The following is a 21228-nucleotide window of genomic DNA, read 5'->3' as shown; positions in this document are numbered from 1 at the left end:
CCACACTCACCGATAGGTGTACCTCGGTCCAATTGCTTGCTTAACCATTGAGCCTACAATCCAGTCTGGTCGGATATCTGATCTTCAAGGACCTCCTTAAGAAACAGAAACTTACCCCGTTGGTTAATCACGATATTTATTCAGTAACTCGAGAAAATGATCAGCTTCTCGCCTCTCAATCAGGAAGAACAACAACAAGGAGAAAGGTATGAAGAAAGTAGTTGCTACAATTGTTGCATTCAGTATTGCAGTTTCGGGATGCTCTGCATTTGTGCCAAAAACCCAGACTGTTAGTGCCGTCTGCTCGGAGCCTGATGCAAACCTTCAGGTCAATGGTCAAATGTACCAGGGAAAAGCTCAGATTGAGGCAAAAAGAAACAAGTCAGTTTCCATTATGTGTACGAAAGCGGGGTATTTCCCTGCACAGAAAACGATTGATCACTCTTTGAGCGGAACAGGGATTGCGGACATCATTGGTACTGTATTTTTCCTGTTCCCTGGCCTTGGCCTGTTCACCGCTGGAGCGTGGAATCTTGACGAAACAGATGTGAGCCTACCCATGATGAAGAACGAAAAATAACCACCGCTAGCTAATTTTTCCTTTTCGAGGGGTTGGACATTAATAGCCAAATTGCGGCGCGAGTTGTTCCCTCGTCAGGATGAAGTCGATCCGCAACACAGCGATCTGACTGGTCCACTTGAGATCGTCCAGTTGCAGCAACAGGTTCACGAACAATCGCCGCTCACCATCAATCAAGTGGAACTGACATAAAAAATGCCGCGCTGATCTTCTGGTCCGGATCCCCTGTGGCAAGTGAATACTATCGTCATTACGTAAATGCGATTGCTGACAAGGGACTGGGTAAACAATATCCCGAAGGAAATGGAGTCATGACTGAACCGGCAATTACCTGCTCGCGATTTCTAATCTGTCTGAATTGAGGGCCATTGCACGAGCTAGCGACTGGAAAGTATTTGTTCTGCATCCTTTAAGAAAGTACTCGCAGCTCGCGTGTCAAGTCTGCTTATCATTCGGTGAACACTGATAACACCCTGTTCAACACCGCACCTTGCGTAAACAATGCCAAGATTAGTCAATATTGTGACATTGGTTGGGGCAGCGGCGACACCGCTTTTAAAGGCCTTGGCCGCTTCCTGCGGATTGTTTGCGTTAGTATAAGCGATGCCGAGATTGTTCCAAATCTCTGCCACTTCTGGATCAATACGAGCGGCTTCTCTGAACGCATCTATTGCTTTGGCCGAATCGCCCAGCTTAGTATATGCGTTACCAAGTCGATACCATAACGGACCAGCCGAGAGCTTCCTGCCAAAGAAGTCAACTGGATGAGGAGGGGCTACCTCCAGTCCTTTGCGATATGCGGAAATTGCTTCTTCCACCATGCCTAGTTGGGTAAGCGAATCTCCAATGCCTTGCCATGCAAAAAGATTATGTGGTTCCGCAGCAGCCCATTCCTTGCTGTGGGTAAGCACTTCTTGCCAGTTACCAGTCTTCTCAAGCTCTGCGGCTCTCTCAAGTCTTTCGAGTATATAGTCCATTGCAATTCCTCAAAGAATTACACAAACGATCTCATATACACTGCACACCACGCTGCAAGAGCGCTAACGACTGATGCTCCGGCAGCAATAATCGCCATAACCCACATTTTCTGTGCTTGAAGATGGCGCTCGGCCTCGATAACGCGACGCTGCAGTTCAGCATCAGATACTCTAGCTCTAAAAACCTCATATGCACCAGACGATTCGTTCGGATCATCTTTTGTGATGACCACACCAAGAGTTTCTGCCCGCTTTCTTAGCGCCTCGCCAGTTGGAAGTGCATTCTTCATTTTACTGAATCTCGATATATTGATCACTTAACATTAGCCAACACCTATGTCCAGATATTTAATGCTGACAGGTGAGTAGCAGCCATTAGCACGTTTTTTCTGTTTGGAATGTCTCAAAATGACACATTCCAAACAGTTAGATCTCCCGGATAACGTTGCCGTGTCAGGGGCCGACGTATGCCTCTAACTCGGCGTATAGGGTATCTTTGAAAGGCACTTGCCGAATGGATATCTCTTGTCCATTCGTTATATGCAGTATTAAATTTTTGCAAAAAGCATATAGAATATGGGCGGCAACATACACTCCACGCTCCTGACTGTCAGTTTTTTGGCGGAAACACCAATAGCTCGTTTTGGCACAAAGATGCCTATCCAAGATTCACATCACGAAGTAATGGATTGCAAATAAGCAATTCAATTCTAAGTAACCTTGAAGTAAGGGCGCTTGGCACCCATATGTCAAGCGCTATAACGAAAAGGTTTTTTCGTATCCCGTGAACCTCACTTTTTTGGTGAGCCTGCTCCATCCTCCAACTGCCGGATTTAGGTTGAAACGTAATTGCTGCGGTAATGAAAATATGAATTTCTAGAGATGCTGTCAGGCTGGAACCGATCCAGGTTGAACTCTATGTCGTGCTTTCCTGATATTTTCAAGGGCAGCTTCAATGATGTGGCGCGGCGTACCGATATTCATGCGCATGAAGCCACTTCCGGCTTCGCCGAAAAGCGTACCGGGACTCATGCCCACGCCAGCTTCGTGTACGAAGAAATGCCTGAGCTGTGCATCGTCTATATCTAATGCAGTCATTAGCGCACGACAATCAAGCCAGAGCAGATACGTTCCCTCCGGTCTGATAAGGCGAATTTCCGGAAGATGCCTTGCCAGATACGTCGCGACGAAATCGCGGGTATCCTGAAGATAAACAAGCAACGCGTCCAGCCATGCCCCGCCTTCTCGATAGGCAGCCTCGAAAGCAGTGATACTGAAAGGATTGGATGCACTGACGTGCATCGTATCGAATATTTGCGTGAGTTCCTTGCGGCGCTGCGGATCGGCCACAACAAGCGCGGAGAGATTCATCCCGGGGATGTTGAATGTCTTGCTGGGCGCGGTAGCGGTCACAATATTGCAACCTTTTCCGGGTGCCGCTTCCGCCAGCATCGACAGCGTATGGTGCTGATTTCCAGGATAGACCAAATCGGCGTGAATCTCATCCGAGAATATCACCAGATCGTGTTTCTCGGCAATTTGCAGAATCCGCTCCAGCTCCTGCTTGCTCCATACCCTGCCGACCGGATTATGTGGGGAGCATATCAACAACAGGCGGGCTTTCTCCGCGCATTGCTCCAGGTGGTCATAGTCGATGTCGTAGCGGCCGTTCCTGAGGCACAACGGATTATGTATCAGTTGCCGGCCGGTGCCGGTAACCGCCGAAAAAAAAGGAAAATAAACCGGCGGTTGCACGATAACCGACTCGCCCACTGAGGCGAAAGCCATTACAGCTGCATGTAGCGAGGGGACCACACCGGGACACATCATGATCCAGTCGCGGCGTACTTCCCAACCATGACGCTGCTTCAACCAGCCTATCAAGGATTCATACAAGCTTTCCGGGTAGACGGTATAGCCGTATATGGGGTGGGCGGCACGCCGCGAAAGGGCCTGGGTCACTGCCGACGGTGCCGCAAAATCCATGTCCGCCACCCATAGGGGAACGACGTCCGCTGCACCAAACATACTCTGGCGTGCTTCATATTTCAAACTGGCGGTACCGCCCCTTTTGATTTCAATATCGAAATCAGGGGCGGGAATATTGCTGCCGCTCAATCAATTCTCTCCCAGATCGTCGCTTGCGAGACCGTATGCTGGAATTTCCGCCGGGTTTCCCGAATTACGAATGGTACGTCCTGTGGATCTTGGATCAGTTTGAAATGGCTGCCCAGGATCTTTTTCAGGCCGTCAAGCGTGGTAAAACTTTCACCATCCCGCTTGAATCCACCAATCCATGCATCCCGCTTGGTATGTTCATCCAACCAGGTATACGGCGAAGCGATCAGCAAAAGACCACCTGGGTTGAGCCGTGTATGAATGGTTGTGAGCAGTTTGGCCGGATCGTAAAGACGATCGATGAGGTTGGCTGCAAGGATGAGATCGTAACCGGTAAAAATAGGCTTGAGGTTACAGGCGTCTCCCTGGTAGAACATTACTTTATGCTTCACGTCATCCAAACCAAGGCCGGTCAGCGTACGCTCTCTATAGAGAACGAGATCGCCCTCATCCGTTAGTGTATAGCGCAACATACCCTGCGCAGCAAGCTGGACGCCTTGTCCGATGAAGCGGGCGGAGAAATCGATACCGGTTACCTCATCGAAATGCCGCGCCAGCTCAAAAGTCGAACGTCCGGAAGCGCAACCGAGGTCGAGTGCTTTGCGGGACGGTTTATTACCCATGGCGGCGATAGCCAGCTTGGCAAGTGCCTTCGAAAAATTAGGCACACCAAAGTAGGTATCGCCATAATGAAATTCAGCGTACTCGGAAAGGAGCTTGTCGGTTTCATAGTGAGAGTCATGCCGCACGGCAGGCGCATCGCTGACCACGTAGCGAAATCCGGCATGCTGAAAAAAATGACGCCGAAACGCATAGCGAGCGCTCTTCCGCGATTCATCCCCACATGAAATCCAGGAGCCGCCCTTCATGAGATTGTGCCGCCCATCGAATGTGGGCGTGGTGAAATCATCGTAATGCGGATGAATATCAAAACCTTCAAATGGATAGATAGGGGTTTCAGTCCATTGCCAGACGTTACCGACGATATCGTAGAAATCTCCCTGAGGAAATTCATTGACCGGGTGAGCGGATGCAAAATGATCGAGATGAATATTGGCCGGCGCAGGTTCAGCGGGGGGAAGCTCGGATATTCCGGCCATATCGTAAAGGCGATACCATTCGTCTTCCGTCGGGAGCCGGTACGGTTGACCGCTTGCTGCCGCTTTCCAGTTGCAAAACGCCTTTGCTTCATGATAATTCACTTCAGCCGGCCAATCCCATGGCATGGGTATTTCTTCGGTCATCAGGCGCAATCGCCACTCGGCGCCTTGCCTGATCCAGAAAAGGGGGTATTCCGCGCGAGTATGACATCGCCAGGCACGGCCTTCTTCTTCCCAGAAACTTTCGGTGCCGTAGCCGTTTGCCTGGACGAAGGCAAGGAACTCCTGGTTGCTTACCAGGTATTTGCCGGCTTTAAAAGCCGCAACTTCCGCTACATGGCTGCCATACTCATTATCCCATCCATAGGTGGGATCGGCTTTGTCTTTACCAAGACGCACGGTGCCCGAAGTAACATTGATGAGCCGGTTTTGGGGCGCCGGGCCGGACTTCCGGCAGGGTTCCCATGCTGGATGAGGCTTGACATGTTTAATTGCATGCTGCCGGATGAGCACGGATGACGTCTCAAGATGGATGAGCTCGTGCTCGATACACATCATGATGGTCCACCAGGGGTTATCCCAGCCTATCGGCAAGCTAAGCGGCGTGTCCCTGATAAGTTGGTCCACGACATTGCGCACCGTATTGCGGTAAGCTCGCACTTCTTCGACGGACGGCCAGTCGTAATGGGTCGTGTCCAGGTCATCCCAGCCCATTTCGTCGACGCCTACCGCGAACATGGATTCCATCCTGGGGTTGATCCGTTCCGTGATAAGCCCCGCAAGCAGCAGCTTGTTTGTAAAAAAAGTAGACGTATGGCCCAGGTAAAAGACTAGCGGATGACGCAACGGAATCGGTTTTTTGAAATAGGCTTCATCGCCCTGCAAGGTCTCAAAAAGCTGCTCGTAGCGATCCAGCGTGGCGTGAAAATATTCGCGTATCTCCTCACGTTTTGCAGCGACATTATCGCCAGAAAGAACAGGCGTTCTCGGGAAAAGCAATTTTGGCATCATGCGTAACTTTGGAATTTCAGAAGCGGACTGGACGGGCATTATGCCTTTTTTTGCGCTCAGATTCATATTCAACCTCGGGTATGAATTGCCTCGATAAAGTAAAGAACAAACCAGGGAGTGTACACCCGGATACATTGCCGCAACATTGCTTTAAACCTGAATCCCCCACTCAGCCGCTCATTTTTTTACTCATTTTCCACTTAGCGGCATGATCCAAAGAGACTTTTTACACCACTTTTTTCCATTCCTCGACCTCGTCTTTTTGGTCGGTTCGCTACAGCACGGATAGATTGGATCGTCTGAGGGAAAATCAGCGTATCCCGGATTGGAGGATTAAGGTTAAGTCAGCTAAATCAACCAGCAAGTCGAGCCGATGCACCATTTCAGATCAACCGGTCGAACAGATATTATCTTCGAATTCGATTCTGATGACAGGAATGAGTTCCTTAACCTGCCTTCCCCTTCCCCCGCATTCCGTCTTTTGGAGCTGGATTCTGCGTGTATAGCCGCAAAGTGGAGGTAAAGGATGTGCATGAGGCAAGAGAGTAGCGCAAATAAGAAAAAAAATGAACGCCTTCGACGATTCAGGCAGGGTTACCCTGGCAGCCTGTCCGGCTTCGTGATGTCAAAGGCTCAGGATCAGGCTCAACGATAGGTGAACTCTTGCCGCGCTGTACCGAAAAATCGATATTGTTGATGCAGGGGGATACAGCCATCATTCATCGCAGGGTGACGCCTATTTTCGAGAAGGCATCTAGATATACCCAGATGGCTATGCTGGCTTGGGTACTCGCATTTTTACCGGTCCTGTCATCGGCAGGGAATGAGCGAGTGGACATCGCCCGTTTCTCGCGCGGCGACCTGGCCGGCTGGAAACCGAAGGTGTTTTCCGGTTCGACCCATTATGCCTTCACGAACGAGAACGGACGAACCGCGCTGCGTGCGCAGAGCAATGCCACCGCATCGGGGCTCTATCGCGAGGTGAGCATAGAACTCGGCAAGACGCCTATCCTTAACTGGACATGGCAGATTGGCAACATACTGGCGGGGGCGGATGAGCGCACTCGTGCAGGCGACGATTACCCTGCACGCGTCTATGTCGTCTTTTCCGGCGGCATGATGTTCTGGCGCACGCGCGCCATCAATTATGTATGGTCAAGCAAGCGGCCGGTCGGTAGTGGCTGGCCTAATGCGTTTACGGGTAATGCATACATGATCGCAGTAGAATCGGGCTCTGAGCGGGCCGGCCGATGGGTTGAGGAGCGCCGCGACGTTCTTTCCGATTACCGGCAGGCTTTTGGTGAAGAGCCTGGCCCCGTCGATGCCGTGGCAATCATGACCGACACGGACAATACAGGCACAACTGCAACCGCCTGGTATGGAGACATCTGGTTTAGCTCGAAATAAAAATCGGTACTTATCGATATCGTGAAATTGCGCCCTCTTTTCCTGTCTGTTCCTATTGTTATTGTGAATGCTACCGCTCGCCAACGTCATCGTCACCGTCACCGTCACCGTCACCGTCATTGGGATATGTTGCGTTTCATCGCCAACCTACGCCGAGCTTGATCGAGGGTACTCCATGGAAGAAATAGAGCTTCGTCACGAGCGCATGGCGGGCAATGGCATAGATCTTCATGTTGTCGCCGCCGGAAAGGGGCCGGCGGTCATTTTGCTCCATGGCTTCCCCGAAAATTGGCGCTCCTGGTTGCATCAGATCCCGGTCCTGGCCGCCGCGGGCTTTTCAGTACTGGTGCCGGATATGCGGGGATACAATCTTTCAGGACGTCCGGCGGAGCAAGATGCTTATAAATTAGATCGCCTTGTTGCAGACATCGCTGCTCTGGTGCATGCAACCGGCTACCCCCGAGCCCATATCGTCGGGCACGACTGGGGCGGTATTATCGCGTGGTCGTTCGCAGACCGGTATCCCGAGCTGGTGGACAAGCTTGTGATCCTTAATGCGCCCCACCCCAAAATCTATCTCGAAAAAGTGCGGCATCTGCCACAAATGCTCAGGAGCTGGTATGTGCTCTTTTTTTTACTGCCACGCTTACCCGAGCTTATGCTTTCAGCCAATAACTATCAGGCAATACGCGATATGTTCCAACTGCGCCCGGCACGAAGAGGAGCTTTCGGCAAAAGGGATATCGAGCATTATATCGAAGCGCTTTCACAGCCGGGGGCGCTTACCGCCGCACTTGATTACTACCGGGCAAACGTGCCTGGAGGCTTGCGCAAGTTTGCGCAAGATGGGCGTATCAACGCGGAAACTCTTGTGATCTGGGGAGAACTCGACCCCGCGTTAGGACCCGAGTTACTTGACGGACTTAGCAATGTTGCATCCCACGTCCGGGTTTATCGAATCCCGGATGCGAGCCATTGGGTACAAAATGAGGCGCCTGCGGAAGTTAATCAGGTACTCGTGGACTTTTTAAAGGGTGAAAACATCAAAACTTCCCGTCAAGAGACCGGCAGCGCTGCTCAGGAAAATTTTTCGTGAAGTCAATATTACTCTTCCAGTTTTCAACTATGCTGTAAACGATATTCGGAGAAATTTTGGGGCGCCAGTGGATGTCACCGCGCATTCCGGAAAGTGCTTTCATAATCGAAGGGAACAAGGCCATGAAATTATATCTATTATCCTTCTGTATGTTGTTGAGCGCATGCGTCGGGCTGCCGTCCGCGGTCAGGAATGTGCCCGTTGCAGATATTACCTATCCCCAGGCGAGCCGGGACCTGAACCAATACAAGGATACATCCGTCCGCTGGGGTGGGGTCATAATCGATGTAGACAATGAAGAAAATTTCACGCTCGTACAAGTATTGTCCTATCCCCTTAATTATTATGGCCGACCCCAGCTAAGCAAGGCGGCGGAAGGGCGTTTTGTCATTAAAAGCAGTGAGTTTCTTGACCCGGCCGTTTATGCAAAAGATCGGGAAATCACGGTGGCGGGAAAACTTGAGGGCAATATCCAGCGTATGATAGGAAAGAAGACCGTGCTGCTGCCATTGCTGGCTTCTCAAGCTCTTTATCTATGGCCGGTTTATCAAAATGATCCTTATGGCTATGGTTATAGAGGCATGGGCGGTTATGGCTTTAATCCCTATTTCGGATATGGATACTATGGCAGCCCATTTTATTGGGGTGGATACTATAGACCATACTGGTAAGATATGGGCCTGATATTCGGGTCCTTAAGCCATCCGGGTGCCACCATTATCGATTTTCCACGCCGCTGCATGGGTGGCATTCGGCCCGGATGCTCGACTTTTGCGTTTCGTTCACCGATAGCTCTCGAAATACTCCCGCTTGATGCACAAACTTCTCCTTATTTCGATAAGCTTGCTGGCCGTTGTCCTTTTGGCACTGGCGACCGCGTTATCGCTCGCCATTGAAGACCGCCCTCGTATCGAGCGCCAGGTCACTCTCACGCCAGAGCATATAGGCCGCGCCAAGGGGATCATCGACGCACATCGTTACTGGGTGAGGCCAGGCATGCTCGCAGCCGCCAACATAACGTCCTCCGATGTTGATCTTGCCGCAAATTACCTGGCGCATCGTTTTGGAAAAGGCAGCGCGCAGGTAATCCTTGCCGATGGTAACGCGGTCATCCACCTGAGCCTTCCTATGGCGACAATTCCAATTAATGGCTATATAAATCTTGCGGCATCGGTGATGGAGGTAGATGGAAAACCAAAGCTCCAGTCAGTGCAGATAGGGAAACTCATGCTGCCCGATGTGCTTACGCAGGTACTCGCACTTCAGTTCATGGACTGGCTGCGGCAAAGCGACGAATATAAAGCAGGGCTCGATGCGCTGAAACGGATCAAATTGTCGCGCAACGAATTGAGTATCGTTTATCGTTGGGCAGGTGGTTTTTCCAAGGGTATGCGGGCTTCGATCATTGATAAACAGGAGCGCGAGCGCCTGCTCCGTTATCAATCGATCCTGGCTGCGAATAGCATACGCAATGAAGCCGTAATGCCTCTATCCGAAATCCTGCCTCCACTCGTCCGTGTTGCCGCCGCCCGCTCGGTGAATGGAGACGCGTTGGCGGAAAATCGCGCGGTAATCCTGGTCATGGCATTTCACGTACTAGGTGTCTCTTTGAAACGGATTGTTCCGGAAGCTGCGAACTGGCCCCGGGCTGCACCTCAGAGCATTACGCTCGACGGACGTGATGACTTTGCAAAACACTTCATGGCCTCTGCCGCTATCGCGGCCTATGCCGACACCATGCTGTCCGATGCGATCGGGTTGTATAAGGAGATCGAGGATTCCCTGCACGGCAGCGGCTTCTCATTCAATGATATTGCCGCTGACCGCGCAGGTACGAAATTTGGGGAAAAGGCGGTAATAAGCGAAGCCTCCGCACTGCAACTTCAACACCGGGTTGTTTCAGGGCTCAAGGACGCGGATCTAATGCCTTTGTGGTCGGATTTGCCTGAATTCATGTCTGCGATGGAGTTCAAGCAACGCTTCGGTGGAATCGATACGCCGGCCTACCAGGGAATGATGCAGAAGATCGAGCAACGCGTCGCAGCTTTGCGCGTGCTGCAATAAGAATTTTGGGAAGAAAGGTTGACACAAGGAATTGATGCTTGGGGACGGCGTCCCCCGTACCCGAGGCGATAGCCAAGTATTAGCAGGGGCGGAGAAACGCTTCGGCAAGAGTCAATGCACCGGCAGAGCAGTAAAACCATGGATCCGCTTGCAGTGCTCGAATTTGTTGTATGCCGCCCCGTACTCGCTGTGGCTGGCTACGCAGTAGCGCGCTTACAGCCTGTTGAGGAATGTTGATATGATAGGCCAGGTCCACGCATCGATATCCCGCTGGCCCACTGGCTCAGGCAATTTTGCCGGCAGTTTATCGTCATCGCCGTGGATGAGCAGCACGGGCACCCTCCCCTCATAGGCACAGCGCAACTCCCATTGCTGACCATCAGCCCTGATAACGTTTTTCGTGATAAGGCCAATCACGCCATCACAATCGGTCACCACCTTGCGGCACTCTTCCTTCCAGGATGGCTCCCATGATTGCTTGATGGGCATTTCCACAAAAGAATAGGTTGTTTGCTCCTTATTCAATTGCTCAAGGAGCCGGTCGTGCGCCTTGATATCCCTGAGCGCAAAGCTGATAAAAACTTTATTCGTTGAAGCCATTCATTACCTCCCTGGAGTAATTATTGTTACCGGACTCTATGCAAGCTCAAATTGCATTCGTCATCGACTGACCACCTACACCTGCCACCTGCAACCGTGGCAATATCTCAGGTACCCGAGCCGCGACGGGCCGTTACCTGGATTTCAATACGCATGCGCGGATCGGACAAGCCGGCTGAGATCATCATCGCCGCGGGCCTGATCTGCCCGAGATGTTTGCGGAAGATCGGCCAGCACTTGGGGAAGTCTGCTGCATGAGGCAGTACATAGGTTACCCGGACAATATCTCCCATACTTGTTCCCGCTTCGCCCAGGGCTGCCTGGATATTCTTGAAACACTGTTCAGCCTGCTCCAGCAGATCATCGGAAATGGTCATCCGGCCATAGTCGAATCCGGTTGTGCCGGAGACAAAAATCCAGTCGCCGTCAACCACGGCTCTCGAATAACCAATCTCCTGCTCGAATGTAGAACCTGAACTTATTAATTGGCGTGGCATAAAACTCTCCCAGTTACCGTAGCCGCAAATGCTCAGTTACTGCATTGCGGCTCGAAAGCAAGCACATCGAAAGCGACCCGGTAGCGTCCGATACCCACTTAGCCCAACTCTGCAGGCATTAATTGGAAAAACATTGACTCTTGTCTGACACAACAGTGCAGGCATATAGCAACTGTTGAACGCCTCCGGCACGGTTAAAAATATACTCCGCCCTCAGTGCCTTGAACTCGGAATCTTTAAAAGAAATCGATTGAGACACGTGGCGCTCCTGGTTCCAGAACCTCACTCTGCAAAAGTCAGGCTCGGATCGGCATAACTTGCTAAGTGCTGCGCCATAAACAGCCTTGTCCATATCGCGGTTGCTATCGATCAGGACCATGTGAATAAAATTTCCCGAGTTTCCGAGCTCGAGTGACCGGACAAGGCGCCAGCCATCGCCATGGGGTAGCTGTGTTTGCTGGGCCTGTGGCTGTGCCTGCGGCTTTGGTTGCGATAACGAGGCGGCAGAAACTGGCCATGACAAGACCAATGCGACAAATGCAATACTTGTTAATTTTTTGTTCATGAGTACTCCTGAGCTAAATTTTTTCCAGCCGTAGAACAAAAAAAAATGCCACCCGGCAATAAAACAGCATCACGACTCGCACCACTTGAACGTGCCGCAAGCCACCGCTAAATAGCCGAGAGCATATATCCAACTTTTATGAAGTGTACCTAAAAGCGGCGCCCTATTTCCATAAACTTTTCCATGTCTTGCCGCCTGACGCGTTCAAGACCCCCTCCCGATATCTCTCGATAAATTGAGCAGATCCGAGTATATGATCCTGGATCCGCCAGTTGACCGCTCATTTGTCAGCTAAGCGCCATAGCCGAAAAGGGTTTTCTACCCTTTGCGCCTCACTTTCCTGGTGAGTTCGCTACGGAACGAGTTGAACGGGTTGAACGGTTTTTGCAGCGCTGCGCTGCAACTTCCTGGAATGGAATGGCACCCCGAAGCGTCGCATGAGGATCCCAGCAAAGCGGGAACCGGGCAGCTTAGGGAATACCGCGATCGCGTTCTACGTGCATGTGCGCATCCCGCTTCGAGGCTGCACCTTCCTGCGGAAGGCACTGCTGTCCTGCACCGTTACATCCCGTGTCGTTGCGCCGTTCTTTTCTCCAAAAACCGATCATCCATTCCGTCCAGCCGCCGGATTCAAGATTATCGAATTTATTCTATCAACAAAGAAAGTCGTCAACAAGGAAATCCCGTTCTGCGGTTAACAACTGCGCTGCGTATCACCAGCTTCGGACGCTGGATCACGATCGATGCTTTCCGCCGCAGGTCCTATACCTCGCGTTGAATCAGCGCCGGGAATGCGAGCAGACTCGAGACTGCTTATTGATGGGGGAGCAGTGCCTGCGCCATGGGACGAAATTGCAAATGGTAAAACATATCGAGATAACGTTCAGTTTCTTCATGCTCCAGATTGCTGACGAATTTCCAGAAACCGTAGATACGCGATAAAGTCATCATTCGTTCTGCGTACAAACGCCATGTATAACGTGATTCAACCCGTTTTAAAGCCATTTGGGAAATATGGTCCCAAAAATCGGGATCGGCGGCTGAGCGAGTGAAAAAATCAGCCATGGCTTCGGCCGCGGCAGAACCGTCGTTCGGGTCGAAATGATAGCCCGATATTCCATGCTGAATGATCTCCCGCGGACCGCCATGACACGTAGCGAATACGGGAAGGCCGGAAGCCATAGCCTCGATGATGGTCAGCCCAAATGCCTCGAATCGGGCCGGCTGGACAAAAATGCCGCGCTTATCAGCCACATGCCGATACAATTCGCCCGCCAGATTCTTTTCCAGGCGAGTGCCGAGCCAGCGCATGCGCCCTTCCAGCTTATATTCATTCATGATGGCGTGCATGTGGTCAATTTCGGCCCGTTCCTCACCATCGGTCGAAGCGGCAGGGTCGATATACCCACCGATTACGAGTAGATTGGCTGCATCAGATAGACGCGCACATTGTGCAAACCACGCCGCCAATCCAGTCAAATTCTTGACCAGATCGAGGCGGGCCATTGTAAAAATCAGGGGCTTGGCAGGATCGCTGAAATGACCGCGCCAGGGTACGCCGGGATCGTCTCCATATAAAAGACGCTCGATGTCGGGCAATAGCGTTTTCAGACGGCGCTCCCCGTCGAGATAGGAGAAATACACCTCGGCATCGGCACCGGGGGAGACGATATTGAACTTGGGGTCAAAAAGATCGACGCCGTTCAGCACTCGATACAAGCCGGGCATCGTGTAGTTCTGATAGGTTTCATATTGGCCCACGGTATGAGAGGTACCCGCAATCTCCTGATAGGTACTGGTAATAATAAAATCGGCGCTATTCATTGCAATCAGATCAGCGGTGTACTGGCAATTGAAATGATACTGGGCTTCATTCTCGCGCCAGTGCAAGGCGGAATGCAAATATTTGCTCTGCTCCAGCGCGTGGGCGATATTGCACTGTGTTACACCGATTCGTTTGGAAATCAGTGAGGCCACCAGGTTTCCATCCGAATAATTGCCGATTACCAGGTCCGGGCGGCCACTCAGTTGTGCCAGCGCTTCGCGTTCAAGATCATGCGCAAAATTCTCCAGATAAGGCCATATCTCGAAACGCGATATCCAGGACCGGACAACTTCGCCGTTGGGTTTACGAAATGGCACACGCACAATCCATGAGTTCTGGGTGCCGTGGATTTTTTCCAACGGCTGGTTGCACAGGGTATCTCCCGCCTCGGGGATCAGGCGTGTGCCTATCAGAATTTTCGGTTGGGCCGTTATCCCCTGGAGCATTAGGCGCTCGCTCATGTCCCGTTCCAGAGCCCTTACCTGATCCAGGATGTAAACCACCTGACCGCCCGTATCCGGCAATCCCAACACATTATCCTGCCCGAAATAGCCATGGGGCGACAGGACCAGCAACTTTGATATCATGGGAATTCGCGCTAGGAAATTCTCGAGTATTTGTGCTGAAGGCGCTTCGAGAATATCCACCAGGAGGCTCATGGTGTCGCTCACCCGCTTGGCGCAATCACCCCAACCCGGTGCAAAACCCAGTCCGCTCAGTAACTCCGCAATCGTTATCCATGGCGTATCGTCGGGATATCTGTCGAGCAACCCAAGCGCGCGGCGCAACCCGGCGCGCAACGCCGCAACGTCGGCAAAGTTGCCGTTGAGCATCAATTGATGCCCGTCCATGGAATGCACCGCCAAAAAATTCAATAGCTTGACCGAGCCCATGCCCGGATGGGTAAACAGCGTGCCTGCCAGTTGCTTGTTGAGAAAAATCACCCCTTGACCGATCGAGCGAATTTCCTTGAGCCGCGGGAAACCACGATTAAATGGCGCGAAATCCAGTTCCAACACCGGTTCATGAGCGCTATCCGGGCGCACCAGCATTTCCTTGAAAGCCAGATAATCGGACACGCTGACAGGCTCAGGTATCAACTGCTGCTGATGAATGCTCATGAAGTGCCAACTCCCGGCACCTTCGCGTAACGCCATATAAATCAGCGGGGGCCGGCACACCGCCTCTTGCAGAAGATCGACGACTTCTTGCAGCGGTGTCTCGACGAGGGAGTGGGGAAGCTCTGCGCTTAATGCATCAAAAGCTGCCCGAAGGTCCGAGCGCAGCAAAAGCGGACGTTCCAGTTCGAACCATCTACGTAACAATGCATACAAATCGCTACGGTGATCCGCAGCCCAGGCATCAAATTTAGGTATCATTCGCAGTCTCCATGAGGGAAGTGCCAAACTCGTAATGTGCCATGCCTTCAGCGATGCCGTCCGCGTAGCCTGCACGGGCAAAATAAATTTGCTCATTTCCCCTTAGACTCGCCAATTCGGGGCTATGGTTTGCAACGATCACGCCAAGTGTGTCACCGATCAGCATTTCTCTATCGTTGCCTGAATCACCTGCGACTAAAAAGGAGCGCAACGGCAGCCCCCATTTATAGGCAAGATAACGTATTGCCCCCCCTTTGGAACCGCGCAGAGGCAAAATGTCGAGATAAGCCTGGCGCGAATAAACCAAATGTGCGGACAATTTTTGCTCACGTAATAGAGCCCTGATTTTTGCCATTGGCGGCATTTTTTCGGGATCTACATTGTAGCTAAGCTTGAATTCGCGCTGATTCTCCTTCGCTTGCAATGTGAGACCCGGCACTCCGTCAAGCACGCTTTCAATCGCATCGCGGCGCCACAGGTACTTGATGAAATTTTGCCATCCTATATCCGGGCGGAGTTCAGGACCATAATTGATCTCGCTGCCGACCGCGGTAATCAGCACATCAGGTAAGGGAACGCCCCATTCCTTTAATATCTTGAGTGTACTTTCCAATGTGCGCCCTGTGGCGACTCCAAAGCCTAAATTGGACGGGGTCGCCCGCAAGATAGTCAGAAAACGGCGCAAGGCGGCACGATCACCCAGCAGGGTATTGTCGATATCGCTAATGAGCATATGCGATATCAGCGGTAACGGATGGCGTTGCGGCCTCTGGTATATCGCCATGGTGCGCCGGATTTGCTTACGCTCCTGATGCAACAGACGGAACAGAACGCGCAGGTATTTCCTGACGTGCGCATCCCAGGTGTAGTAATTCCTGACCCCTGCAATACCATTGCGCGACCAGCGCCGCCAACGGGTCGAATCCGCCAGTCCGTATTCAATCGCCTCCGCTATGGCATTGATATCCATGGGATTCACCAGCACGCCATTTTTGCAGTGCGCCACGATATCGCGCGGTCCTCCGTCTTCTGTAGCAACGATGGGAAGCCCGCTGGCAGCCGCTTCGATCAAGGTAAGACCGAACGGTTCGGTGAGCGCCGGATTGACAAATATGCCCCGGCGCCGGGCTGCAAGCCGGTAGAATCCCGCGATATCGGCCGGCTTGTGCTGTTTGGGTAGCGCCACTTTACCCCATAAATCGTAAAGATCGATATCGAGCAATAGATCGGTCATTACCTCAACCTGCGCGACGTCAAGCTTACGGATGTCCTCGCGATTACCCGCTATGATGGCCAGGTTGGCGTGCTCATGCAATTCAGGTGAACTGCCGAATGCGGCGATCAAAGCACCGAGATTCTTTCGCATTTCCGGGCGGCAAATCGTGAGTACCAAAGGCTTGCGCGGGTGCACCAGAAAACGGTCGATGAGCCTCGCAGCCTCCGGTTCCGGCGCTATCCGGCGACTGGGCGGAGAAAAGCGCGAGATATCAGTCCCGGGGGGAATAACCACGGCACGCTCACGTTGATAGTTTGTATACAGTCCGTATTGCTCGTCACTCTCCTGAGGTGTGCTTGTTATGATCAGGCTTGCATGCTGAAGTATGGCCTCCTCGGTCGATATTCGGCGGTAGAAGCTGAATTGACGCTCCAGTGCCTGTGGTTTACGCCCTTGTGCAAGCAGGCGCTGCTGCTTGCTTCGCCCGAGCGAGTGCCCGGTATGGATCTGCGGGATACCGAGAAGCTGAGAAAGCTGCATCCCGACATAGCCCGCATCGGCATAATGACTATGGATGACATCAGGCAAACGTTTCTGCTCGCGCAGAAAAAGCAGCGCACGATCTACCAGTTGATCGAGATAGGGCCAAAGGCTCTCCTTACGCAGATATCGGCGCGGCCCGCAAGGAAGACGAATTATTCGTGCATTGTCGCCGAGCATCTCTTCCGGGCGTGCATAGTCGGCGGATACGGAGGAATCTTCTATCCTCCGGGTCAGCAGATCGACCTTGACGACCTCGTGCTGGCGCGCCAATGCCCGGGCGACCTCCACCACGTATAGCACCTGCCCGCCAGTATCCGCGTCGCGCCCCAGTTCCAGGTCGTTCCCCCGGATCAACCCGTGCAGGCTTAGCATCAGGATATATAAATCTTTCATTCAGATGGGTTCATATGCCAGTCGCTGATGAATGGTTCGTAGAAATCGTTGTGCTCCGGAAGTCCGCCACGTATCCGGCAAATTGCACCGGCAAAATGATGTGCCCGTTGCAAGGTGAGGGGCACGGCCCAACCGTGCAGCAGGCCAAGCATAAAAACGGCCGAGAACGCATCGCCGGCGCCTACCGTATCACGGATATCCGTGATGGGATCGGATACCGCCGTTATCGGTTCCGCGGAATCTTCCAGCCACCAGGCCCCCGCTTCACCGCGAGTGACAAGCATGCCGCGCAACTGGTAACGCTTGATCAGCACCTTGGCCTGAGCCTCGGCGGATATTTCCTCGATATTCAGTAGCCGAGCTATTCTCTCAAGCTCGTCGTCATTAGCCTTGACGATATCTGCGTGCTGTAATGACCATTGTATGCGATCCACATAAACCCAGGGATCGCGCAAATTGACATCAAAGAAACGCTGACCACCGGCAGCACGCAATAAATGACGCAGGGCTCGATGCGAGCCGGCACGCTGCGCCAATGTTCCAAAATAGACAAGTTCCGGATTCGCGGCGAGGGCGGCCATGCGCGATAGCCGGGGATGAATATGATCGTAGGCTTGATCGGGAATAATATCGAACCGGTGACCTTCAGAAGTGAAATTGATATCTACCATGCCGGTAGGGTAGATGGTATCGAGCTGAACACCGTGTGTGGCGAGTCCCGAGCGTTCCAGGGTCTGCAACACGCGAGCGCCCGCGGCGTCCTGTCCTATACGCGTAACCAGGACAGGTGCGCAGCCAAACGCACGCAAGTGCCGGGCAACATTGAAGGGCGCACCGCCCAATACCTCCCTGTCGGGAAACCGGTCTACCAGAATTTCACCAAACAGGAGTACGACATGACGACTGCCGGTCATTGTTTTTACCTTGCGAAGGATTGATTCCCCAATTCAACCTTGATTCAAACATAAATCGGGCCGTAACCAACGCATCTGCGAGACTTTCCTGATGGTGGTCTTCTTCAATGCCGAAGATCAGGGAGAGTTGCTTATCATGGATTGGTCAAGGCTCTTCTTGTACAGCAACCGGATCTCATGCTCGAGGCCAGCACCTGTCTTATGGTGTCTTATCGGTGTCCATGCGCATTGCACAGACACCCGATAGGGTCTCAGCTCATTTTCTGCGGATGAGCAAACCTTTTATCTGCGTGGAGAACCGGGGGGAATTAGAGTGATACTAACAAGCGCCAGGAAATTTTTCTGTACGCTATCATACATACAAGAGTAATCGTTTCTCCTCCAATCGCCGAGGTGTTTCGGCCTTAGAGTCTTTCGGCCTTAAAACTTGTAGCCACGGTGAAGCGCAACCACGCTCGCCGATAGATTGAAGTACTCTACTCGCTCGAATCCGGCGTTTTGCATCAATTGTTTCAATTCCTCCTGCGAGGGATGCACGCGAATGGATTCGACCAGATAGCGATAGCTATCCGGGTCTCCGGCAATGAACCCGCCCATCGCTGGAAGTACCTTGAATGAGTAAAGATCATAAAAGCTTTGCAATGGCTTCCATACCTTGGAGAATTCAAGCACGATAACCCGTCCGCCAGGTCGGAGCACGCGCAGCATTTCTTTCAATGCCATATCCTTGTGGGTCATGTTTCTGAGGCCGAAGGCAACACTGACACAATCAAAATAGTTGCTTGGGAATGGCAGCTTTTCCGCATCGCACTGCGCTACCGAGACAGCCGCACCTTCATCGAGTAACCGGTCGCGGCCTATCGTGAGCATAGCGTTGTTGATGTCGGTGAGCCAGACCTCGCCATTGCTGCCCACCTGCTCCAAAAACAAGGCGCTCAAGTCGGCGGTGCCGCCGGCAATATCAAGCACCCGGTCTCCTTTTCTGACTCCGCTGGTCTCTACCGCAAATCGCTTCCACATCCGGTGCATACCCGCCGACATGAAGTCATTCATCAGGTTGTAGCGCTCGGCAACCGAATCGAATACCCCGGCTACCTTGCGGGCTTTCTCTGCTTCAGCTACGGTATTGAAGCCGAAATGAGTTGTTTTTGTCATGGATGGTCAGTATTTGAATGAAGGGCACATACTACAGCAAGACGGGTTGCTGTAGAACCTGTGCAAAAGCCGCGGATTGGGGCGAATAGTTGGGGCTGGGCTGGCAGCCGAGCCGATTACCGAGCCGCGAAACCGGGAAGTTGTTCAGCGGATTTCCTTGCCGGTTACGGTTCAATGCTTGCTGGGGGTCATCGGTTCCCGGCTCGCGCCTGCTTCTTGCATGCGATGAAGGTACCGCTGCCACATTTCATCGTGGCGCAAGCCGTAGTCATAAAGTAAATCCCACGAATAAAGGCCGGTATTATGCCCATCCGAGAAATTAAGCTGGATTGCATAATTGCCCACGGGTTTGATATCGTTGATATTTACCTCTCTCTTACCGGTTTGCAGCACTTCTTGCCCGGGGCTGTGGCCGCGCACTTCCGCGGAAGGCGAATAGACCCGCAAAAACTCACAGGGAAACTGGAAAATTTTTCCATCACTGAAAGAAATCTCCAGTATTCTGGACTTCCGATGAAGTTTTATTTCGCTGGGACTGGGAGTGTCTTTACTTAGCCCTGCCATTGTGCCGCTCCTCCAGTTTGCAACTGGCGAATGATAAACCAGCGTGGATAAAACAAAAACATCGATACGGGGATGCCGACCATTATAACCAACTCGTCAAATGGCGCCCATCCTCATGAGCTGATACTTATCGGTGGCGGCCACACACACGTCTTATTGCTGCGAAAACTCAGCAAAAATCCTTTACGCGGCGTGCGTATGACCATGGTGAGCGATTTCGAGTGCGCTGCATACTCGGGAATGTTGCCAGGGCATATCAGCGGCTTCTACCAGCAAGCAGAACTGCTTATCGATCTACGACATCTATGCAGGCTCGCCAATGTTCAGTTCATCCATGCAAAAGCGTGTGGAATGAATTTGAAACAAAAGCAGGTGCTGCTCGACGGCAGTGCTGAGCCCCTGGCTGCCGACCTGGTTTCCATTAATGTCGGCGGGATATCTTGTACGGAAGGTGTAGAGGGCGCGAAATCATGGGCGATTCCGGCGAAGCCTGTGCCATGCCTGCTGAAAGGCTGGGCAAGCACCATGGCCGCGGCCCGGAATAGCACAGGCCGGCTGCAAATCATTCTCGTGGGCGGCGGTGCAGGCGGCGTGGAACTGGCGCTAGCCATGCGTTCCCGGCTGGCGCACGCTGAATTCACCATCATTCACAGCGAGCCATGCTTGCTGCCGGGGCACAATTCACGCGCACGACACATTGTTCACAACCTGTTACTGGAACGAAATGTGGCTGCGATAACCGAGGCCAAGGTGGTCGAGGTGATGCCGGATAGTGTGCGTCTCGATGACGGACAATTGTTGGCTGCGGACTTCGTTTTCTGGGTTACGCAGGCTGTACCCCCGGCGTGGCTGGGGGAGAGCGGCCTGGATATTACGCGTGAAGGCTTCATTAGAGTCAAGCCAACCCTTCAGGCAATAAATCATCCCTGGATTTTTGCTGCGGGGGATGCAGCTTCCATCGAAAACCGGAAATTACCCAGATCCGGTGTATTTGCGGTGCGTATGGCGAAACCGCTGGAGCACAACCTTCGAGCCTATCTGGCGGGTCGTCTACTCAAGGATTATAAACCTCAGCGGCACAGCCTCAGCCTTATCGGCACTGCGGATGGACGCGCCATTGCTTCTTACAGCGACTTGGCAGCGCGTTCCGCTTTTTTCTGGTGGTTAAAAAACTGGATTGACCAGCGTTTCATGCGCCAGTTCCAGTAACGGCCGTTATGTAGC

Annotated in this window: 19 protein-coding genes; 7 read left to right on the top strand and 12 right to left on the bottom strand. The window is 52.4% G+C overall.

The annotated features are described in order from the left end of the window. Nucleotides 1–208: 208 nt before the first annotated feature. Nucleotides 209–580, top strand: coding sequence for a hypothetical protein (locus BLP78_RS07740; RefSeq protein WP_090458141.1), 372 nt, complete (start codon nt 209–211; stop codon nt 578–580). A 377-nt stretch (nt 581–957) separates the two neighbouring features. Here BLP78_RS07740 and BLP78_RS07735 read toward each other — a convergent pair whose 3' ends face one another. From BLP78_RS07735 to ovoA, 4 genes are all read right to left on the bottom strand, one after another. Next, entirely contained in the window at nt 958–1557 is a 600-nt protein-coding gene (locus BLP78_RS07735; protein ID WP_090458139.1) for a tetratricopeptide repeat protein, read from the bottom strand. 17 nt (nt 1558–1574) lie between these two features. After that, nucleotides 1575–1847 (bottom strand): hypothetical protein, encoded by a 273-nt coding sequence (locus BLP78_RS07730; RefSeq protein ID WP_090458137.1) that lies wholly within the window; start codon nt 1845–1847, stop codon nt 1575–1577. A gap of 598 nt (nt 1848–2445) precedes the next feature. Further along, a complete protein-coding gene (locus tag BLP78_RS07725; RefSeq protein WP_256330163.1) occupies nt 2446–3675 on the bottom strand; it encodes a MalY/PatB family protein in 1230 nt (409 codons plus the stop codon). Further along, entirely contained in the window at nt 3672–5783 is a 2112-nt protein-coding gene (gene ovoA, locus BLP78_RS07720) for a 5-histidylcysteine sulfoxide synthase (protein WP_256330165.1), read from the bottom strand. The genes BLP78_RS07725 and ovoA overlap by 4 nt, the downstream gene beginning before the upstream one ends. A 699-nt stretch (nt 5784–6482) precedes the next feature. Between ovoA and BLP78_RS07715 the strand changes: the two genes are divergently transcribed. The 4 genes from BLP78_RS07715 (at nt 6483) to BLP78_RS07700 (ending at nt 10353) form a co-directional block, all read left to right on the top strand. Continuing rightward, a complete protein-coding gene (locus BLP78_RS07715; protein ID WP_256330162.1) occupies nt 6483–7193 on the top strand; it encodes a DUF3047 domain-containing protein in 711 nt (236 codons plus the stop codon). A gap of 67 nt (nt 7194–7260) precedes the next feature. Next, nucleotides 7261–8289: an alpha/beta fold hydrolase gene (locus BLP78_RS07710; protein ID WP_218118942.1), complete on the top strand. Its 1029-nt coding sequence runs from the start codon at nt 7261–7263 to the stop codon at nt 8287–8289. Between the two features lie 122 nt (nt 8290–8411). After that, a complete protein-coding gene (locus BLP78_RS07705) occupies nt 8412–8960 on the top strand; it encodes a Slp family lipoprotein (protein ID WP_090458187.1) in 549 nt (182 codons plus the stop codon). Between the two features lie 142 nt (nt 8961–9102). Next, complete coding sequence (locus BLP78_RS07700; RefSeq protein WP_090458131.1) at nt 9103–10353, top strand: YfiM family lipoprotein; 1251 nt, start codon at nt 9103–9105, stop codon at nt 10351–10353. Nucleotides 10354–10566: 213 nt separating this feature from the next. Here BLP78_RS07700 and BLP78_RS07695 read toward each other — a convergent pair whose 3' ends face one another. From BLP78_RS07695 to BLP78_RS07685, 3 genes are all read right to left on the bottom strand, one after another. Continuing rightward, nucleotides 10567–10953 carry an alpha/beta fold hydrolase domain-containing protein gene (locus BLP78_RS07695; protein WP_090458129.1) on the bottom strand — a complete coding sequence of 129 codons (387 nt, stop codon included), beginning with the start codon at nt 10951–10953 and terminating at the stop codon, nt 10567–10569. 107 nt (nt 10954–11060) lie between these two features. Beyond that, on the bottom strand, nt 11061–11450 hold the full coding sequence (locus BLP78_RS07690) for a RidA family protein (protein ID WP_090458127.1): 390 nt from the start codon (nt 11448–11450) through the stop codon (nt 11061–11063). 118 nt (nt 11451–11568) lie between these two features. Further along, nucleotides 11569–12015, bottom strand: coding sequence for a hypothetical protein (locus tag BLP78_RS07685; protein ID WP_090458125.1), 447 nt, complete (start codon nt 12013–12015; stop codon nt 11569–11571). A 437-nt stretch (nt 12016–12452) separates the two neighbouring features. On the opposite strand from BLP78_RS07685, the gene BLP78_RS15245 reads away from it, so the two are divergent. Further along, nucleotides 12453–12713 (top strand): hypothetical protein, encoded by a 261-nt coding sequence (locus BLP78_RS15245; protein WP_143002915.1) that lies wholly within the window; start codon nt 12453–12455, stop codon nt 12711–12713. A 115-nt stretch (nt 12714–12828) separates the two neighbouring features. Here BLP78_RS15245 and BLP78_RS07675 read toward each other — a convergent pair whose 3' ends face one another. The 5 genes from BLP78_RS07675 to BLP78_RS07655 form a co-directional block, all read right to left on the bottom strand. Beyond that, nucleotides 12829–15219, bottom strand: a complete 2391-nt coding sequence (locus BLP78_RS07675) for a sucrose synthase (RefSeq protein WP_090458121.1) — start codon at nt 15217–15219, stop codon at nt 12829–12831. Next, nucleotides 15209–17371, bottom strand: coding sequence for an HAD-IIB family hydrolase (locus tag BLP78_RS07670; RefSeq protein ID WP_090458119.1), 2163 nt, complete (start codon nt 17369–17371; stop codon nt 15209–15211). Before BLP78_RS07670 ends, BLP78_RS07675 begins: the two co-directional genes overlap by 11 nt. Next, on the bottom strand, nt 17368–18285 hold the full coding sequence (locus BLP78_RS07665; RefSeq protein WP_090458117.1) for a PfkB family carbohydrate kinase: 918 nt from the start codon (nt 18283–18285) through the stop codon (nt 17368–17370). The genes BLP78_RS07670 and BLP78_RS07665 overlap by 4 nt, the downstream gene beginning before the upstream one ends. 420 nt (nt 18286–18705) lie before the next feature. After that, nucleotides 18706–19440, bottom strand: a complete 735-nt coding sequence (gene ubiE, locus BLP78_RS07660) for a bifunctional demethylmenaquinone methyltransferase/2-methoxy-6-polyprenyl-1,4-benzoquinol methylase UbiE (RefSeq protein WP_090458115.1) — start codon at nt 19438–19440, stop codon at nt 18706–18708. A gap of 171 nt (nt 19441–19611) precedes the next feature. After that, nucleotides 19612–20004: a gamma-butyrobetaine hydroxylase family protein gene (locus BLP78_RS07655; RefSeq protein WP_090458113.1), complete on the bottom strand. Its 393-nt coding sequence runs from the start codon at nt 20002–20004 to the stop codon at nt 19612–19614. A gap of 72 nt (nt 20005–20076) precedes the next feature. Between BLP78_RS07655 and BLP78_RS07650 the strand changes: the two genes are divergently transcribed. Next, nucleotides 20077–21213: an FAD-dependent oxidoreductase gene (locus tag BLP78_RS07650; RefSeq protein ID WP_090458111.1), complete on the top strand. Its 1137-nt coding sequence runs from the start codon at nt 20077–20079 to the stop codon at nt 21211–21213. Nucleotides 21214–21228: the final 15 nt, after the last annotated feature.

The sequence above is a fragment of the Nitrosospira sp. Nsp1 genome (assembly GCF_900100985.1).
Lineage (GTDB): Bacteria > Pseudomonadota > Gammaproteobacteria > Burkholderiales > Nitrosomonadaceae > Nitrosospira.
The sequence above is the reverse complement of the archived record's forward strand: the minus strand, read 5'-3'. Positions and strand labels throughout refer to the sequence as shown.

Excerpts from the sequence above, each read along its gene's own strand:
- BLP78_RS07740 (WP_090458141.1), top strand. The coding sequence starts at position 209 with ATGAAGAAAGTAGTTGCTACAATTGTTGCATTCAGTATTGCAGTTTCG.
- BLP78_RS07735 (WP_090458139.1), bottom strand. The coding sequence starts at position 1,557 with ATGGACTATATACTCGAAAGACTTGAGAGAGCCGCAGAGCTTGAGAAG.
- BLP78_RS07730 (WP_090458137.1), bottom strand. The coding sequence starts at position 1,847 with ATGAAGAATGCACTTCCAACTGGCGAGGCGCTAAGAAAGCGGGCAGAA.
- ovoA (WP_256330165.1), bottom strand. The coding sequence starts at position 5,783 with ATGCCAAAATTGCTTTTCCCGAGAACGCCTGTTCTTTCTGGCGATAAT.
- BLP78_RS07715 (WP_256330162.1), top strand. The coding sequence starts at position 6,483 with ATGCAGGGGGATACAGCCATCATTCATCGCAGGGTGACGCCTATTTTC.
- BLP78_RS07710 (WP_218118942.1), top strand. The coding sequence starts at position 7,261 with ATGCTACCGCTCGCCAACGTCATCGTCACCGTCACCGTCACCGTCACC.
- BLP78_RS07705 (WP_090458187.1), top strand. The coding sequence starts at position 8,412 with ATGAAATTATATCTATTATCCTTCTGTATGTTGTTGAGCGCATGCGTC.
- BLP78_RS07700 (WP_090458131.1), top strand. The coding sequence starts at position 9,103 with ATGCACAAACTTCTCCTTATTTCGATAAGCTTGCTGGCCGTTGTCCTT.
- BLP78_RS07695 (WP_090458129.1), bottom strand. The coding sequence starts at position 10,953 with ATGGCTTCAACGAATAAAGTTTTTATCAGCTTTGCGCTCAGGGATATC.
- BLP78_RS07690 (WP_090458127.1), bottom strand. The coding sequence starts at position 11,450 with ATGCCACGCCAATTAATAAGTTCAGGTTCTACATTCGAGCAGGAGATT.
- BLP78_RS07685 (WP_090458125.1), bottom strand. The coding sequence starts at position 12,015 with ATGAACAAAAAATTAACAAGTATTGCATTTGTCGCATTGGTCTTGTCA.
- BLP78_RS15245 (WP_143002915.1), top strand. The coding sequence starts at position 12,453 with ATGAGGATCCCAGCAAAGCGGGAACCGGGCAGCTTAGGGAATACCGCG.
- BLP78_RS07675 (WP_090458121.1), bottom strand. The coding sequence starts at position 15,219 with ATGATACCTAAATTTGATGCCTGGGCTGCGGATCACCGTAGCGATTTG.
- BLP78_RS07670 (WP_090458119.1), bottom strand. The coding sequence starts at position 17,371 with ATGAAAGATTTATATATCCTGATGCTAAGCCTGCACGGGTTGATCCGG.
- BLP78_RS07665 (WP_090458117.1), bottom strand. The coding sequence starts at position 18,285 with ATGACCGGCAGTCGTCATGTCGTACTCCTGTTTGGTGAAATTCTGGTA.
- ubiE (WP_090458115.1), bottom strand. The coding sequence starts at position 19,440 with ATGACAAAAACAACTCATTTCGGCTTCAATACCGTAGCTGAAGCAGAG.
- BLP78_RS07655 (WP_090458113.1), bottom strand. The coding sequence starts at position 20,004 with ATGGCAGGGCTAAGTAAAGACACTCCCAGTCCCAGCGAAATAAAACTT.
- BLP78_RS07650 (WP_090458111.1), top strand. The coding sequence starts at position 20,077 with ATGCCGACCATTATAACCAACTCGTCAAATGGCGCCCATCCTCATGAG.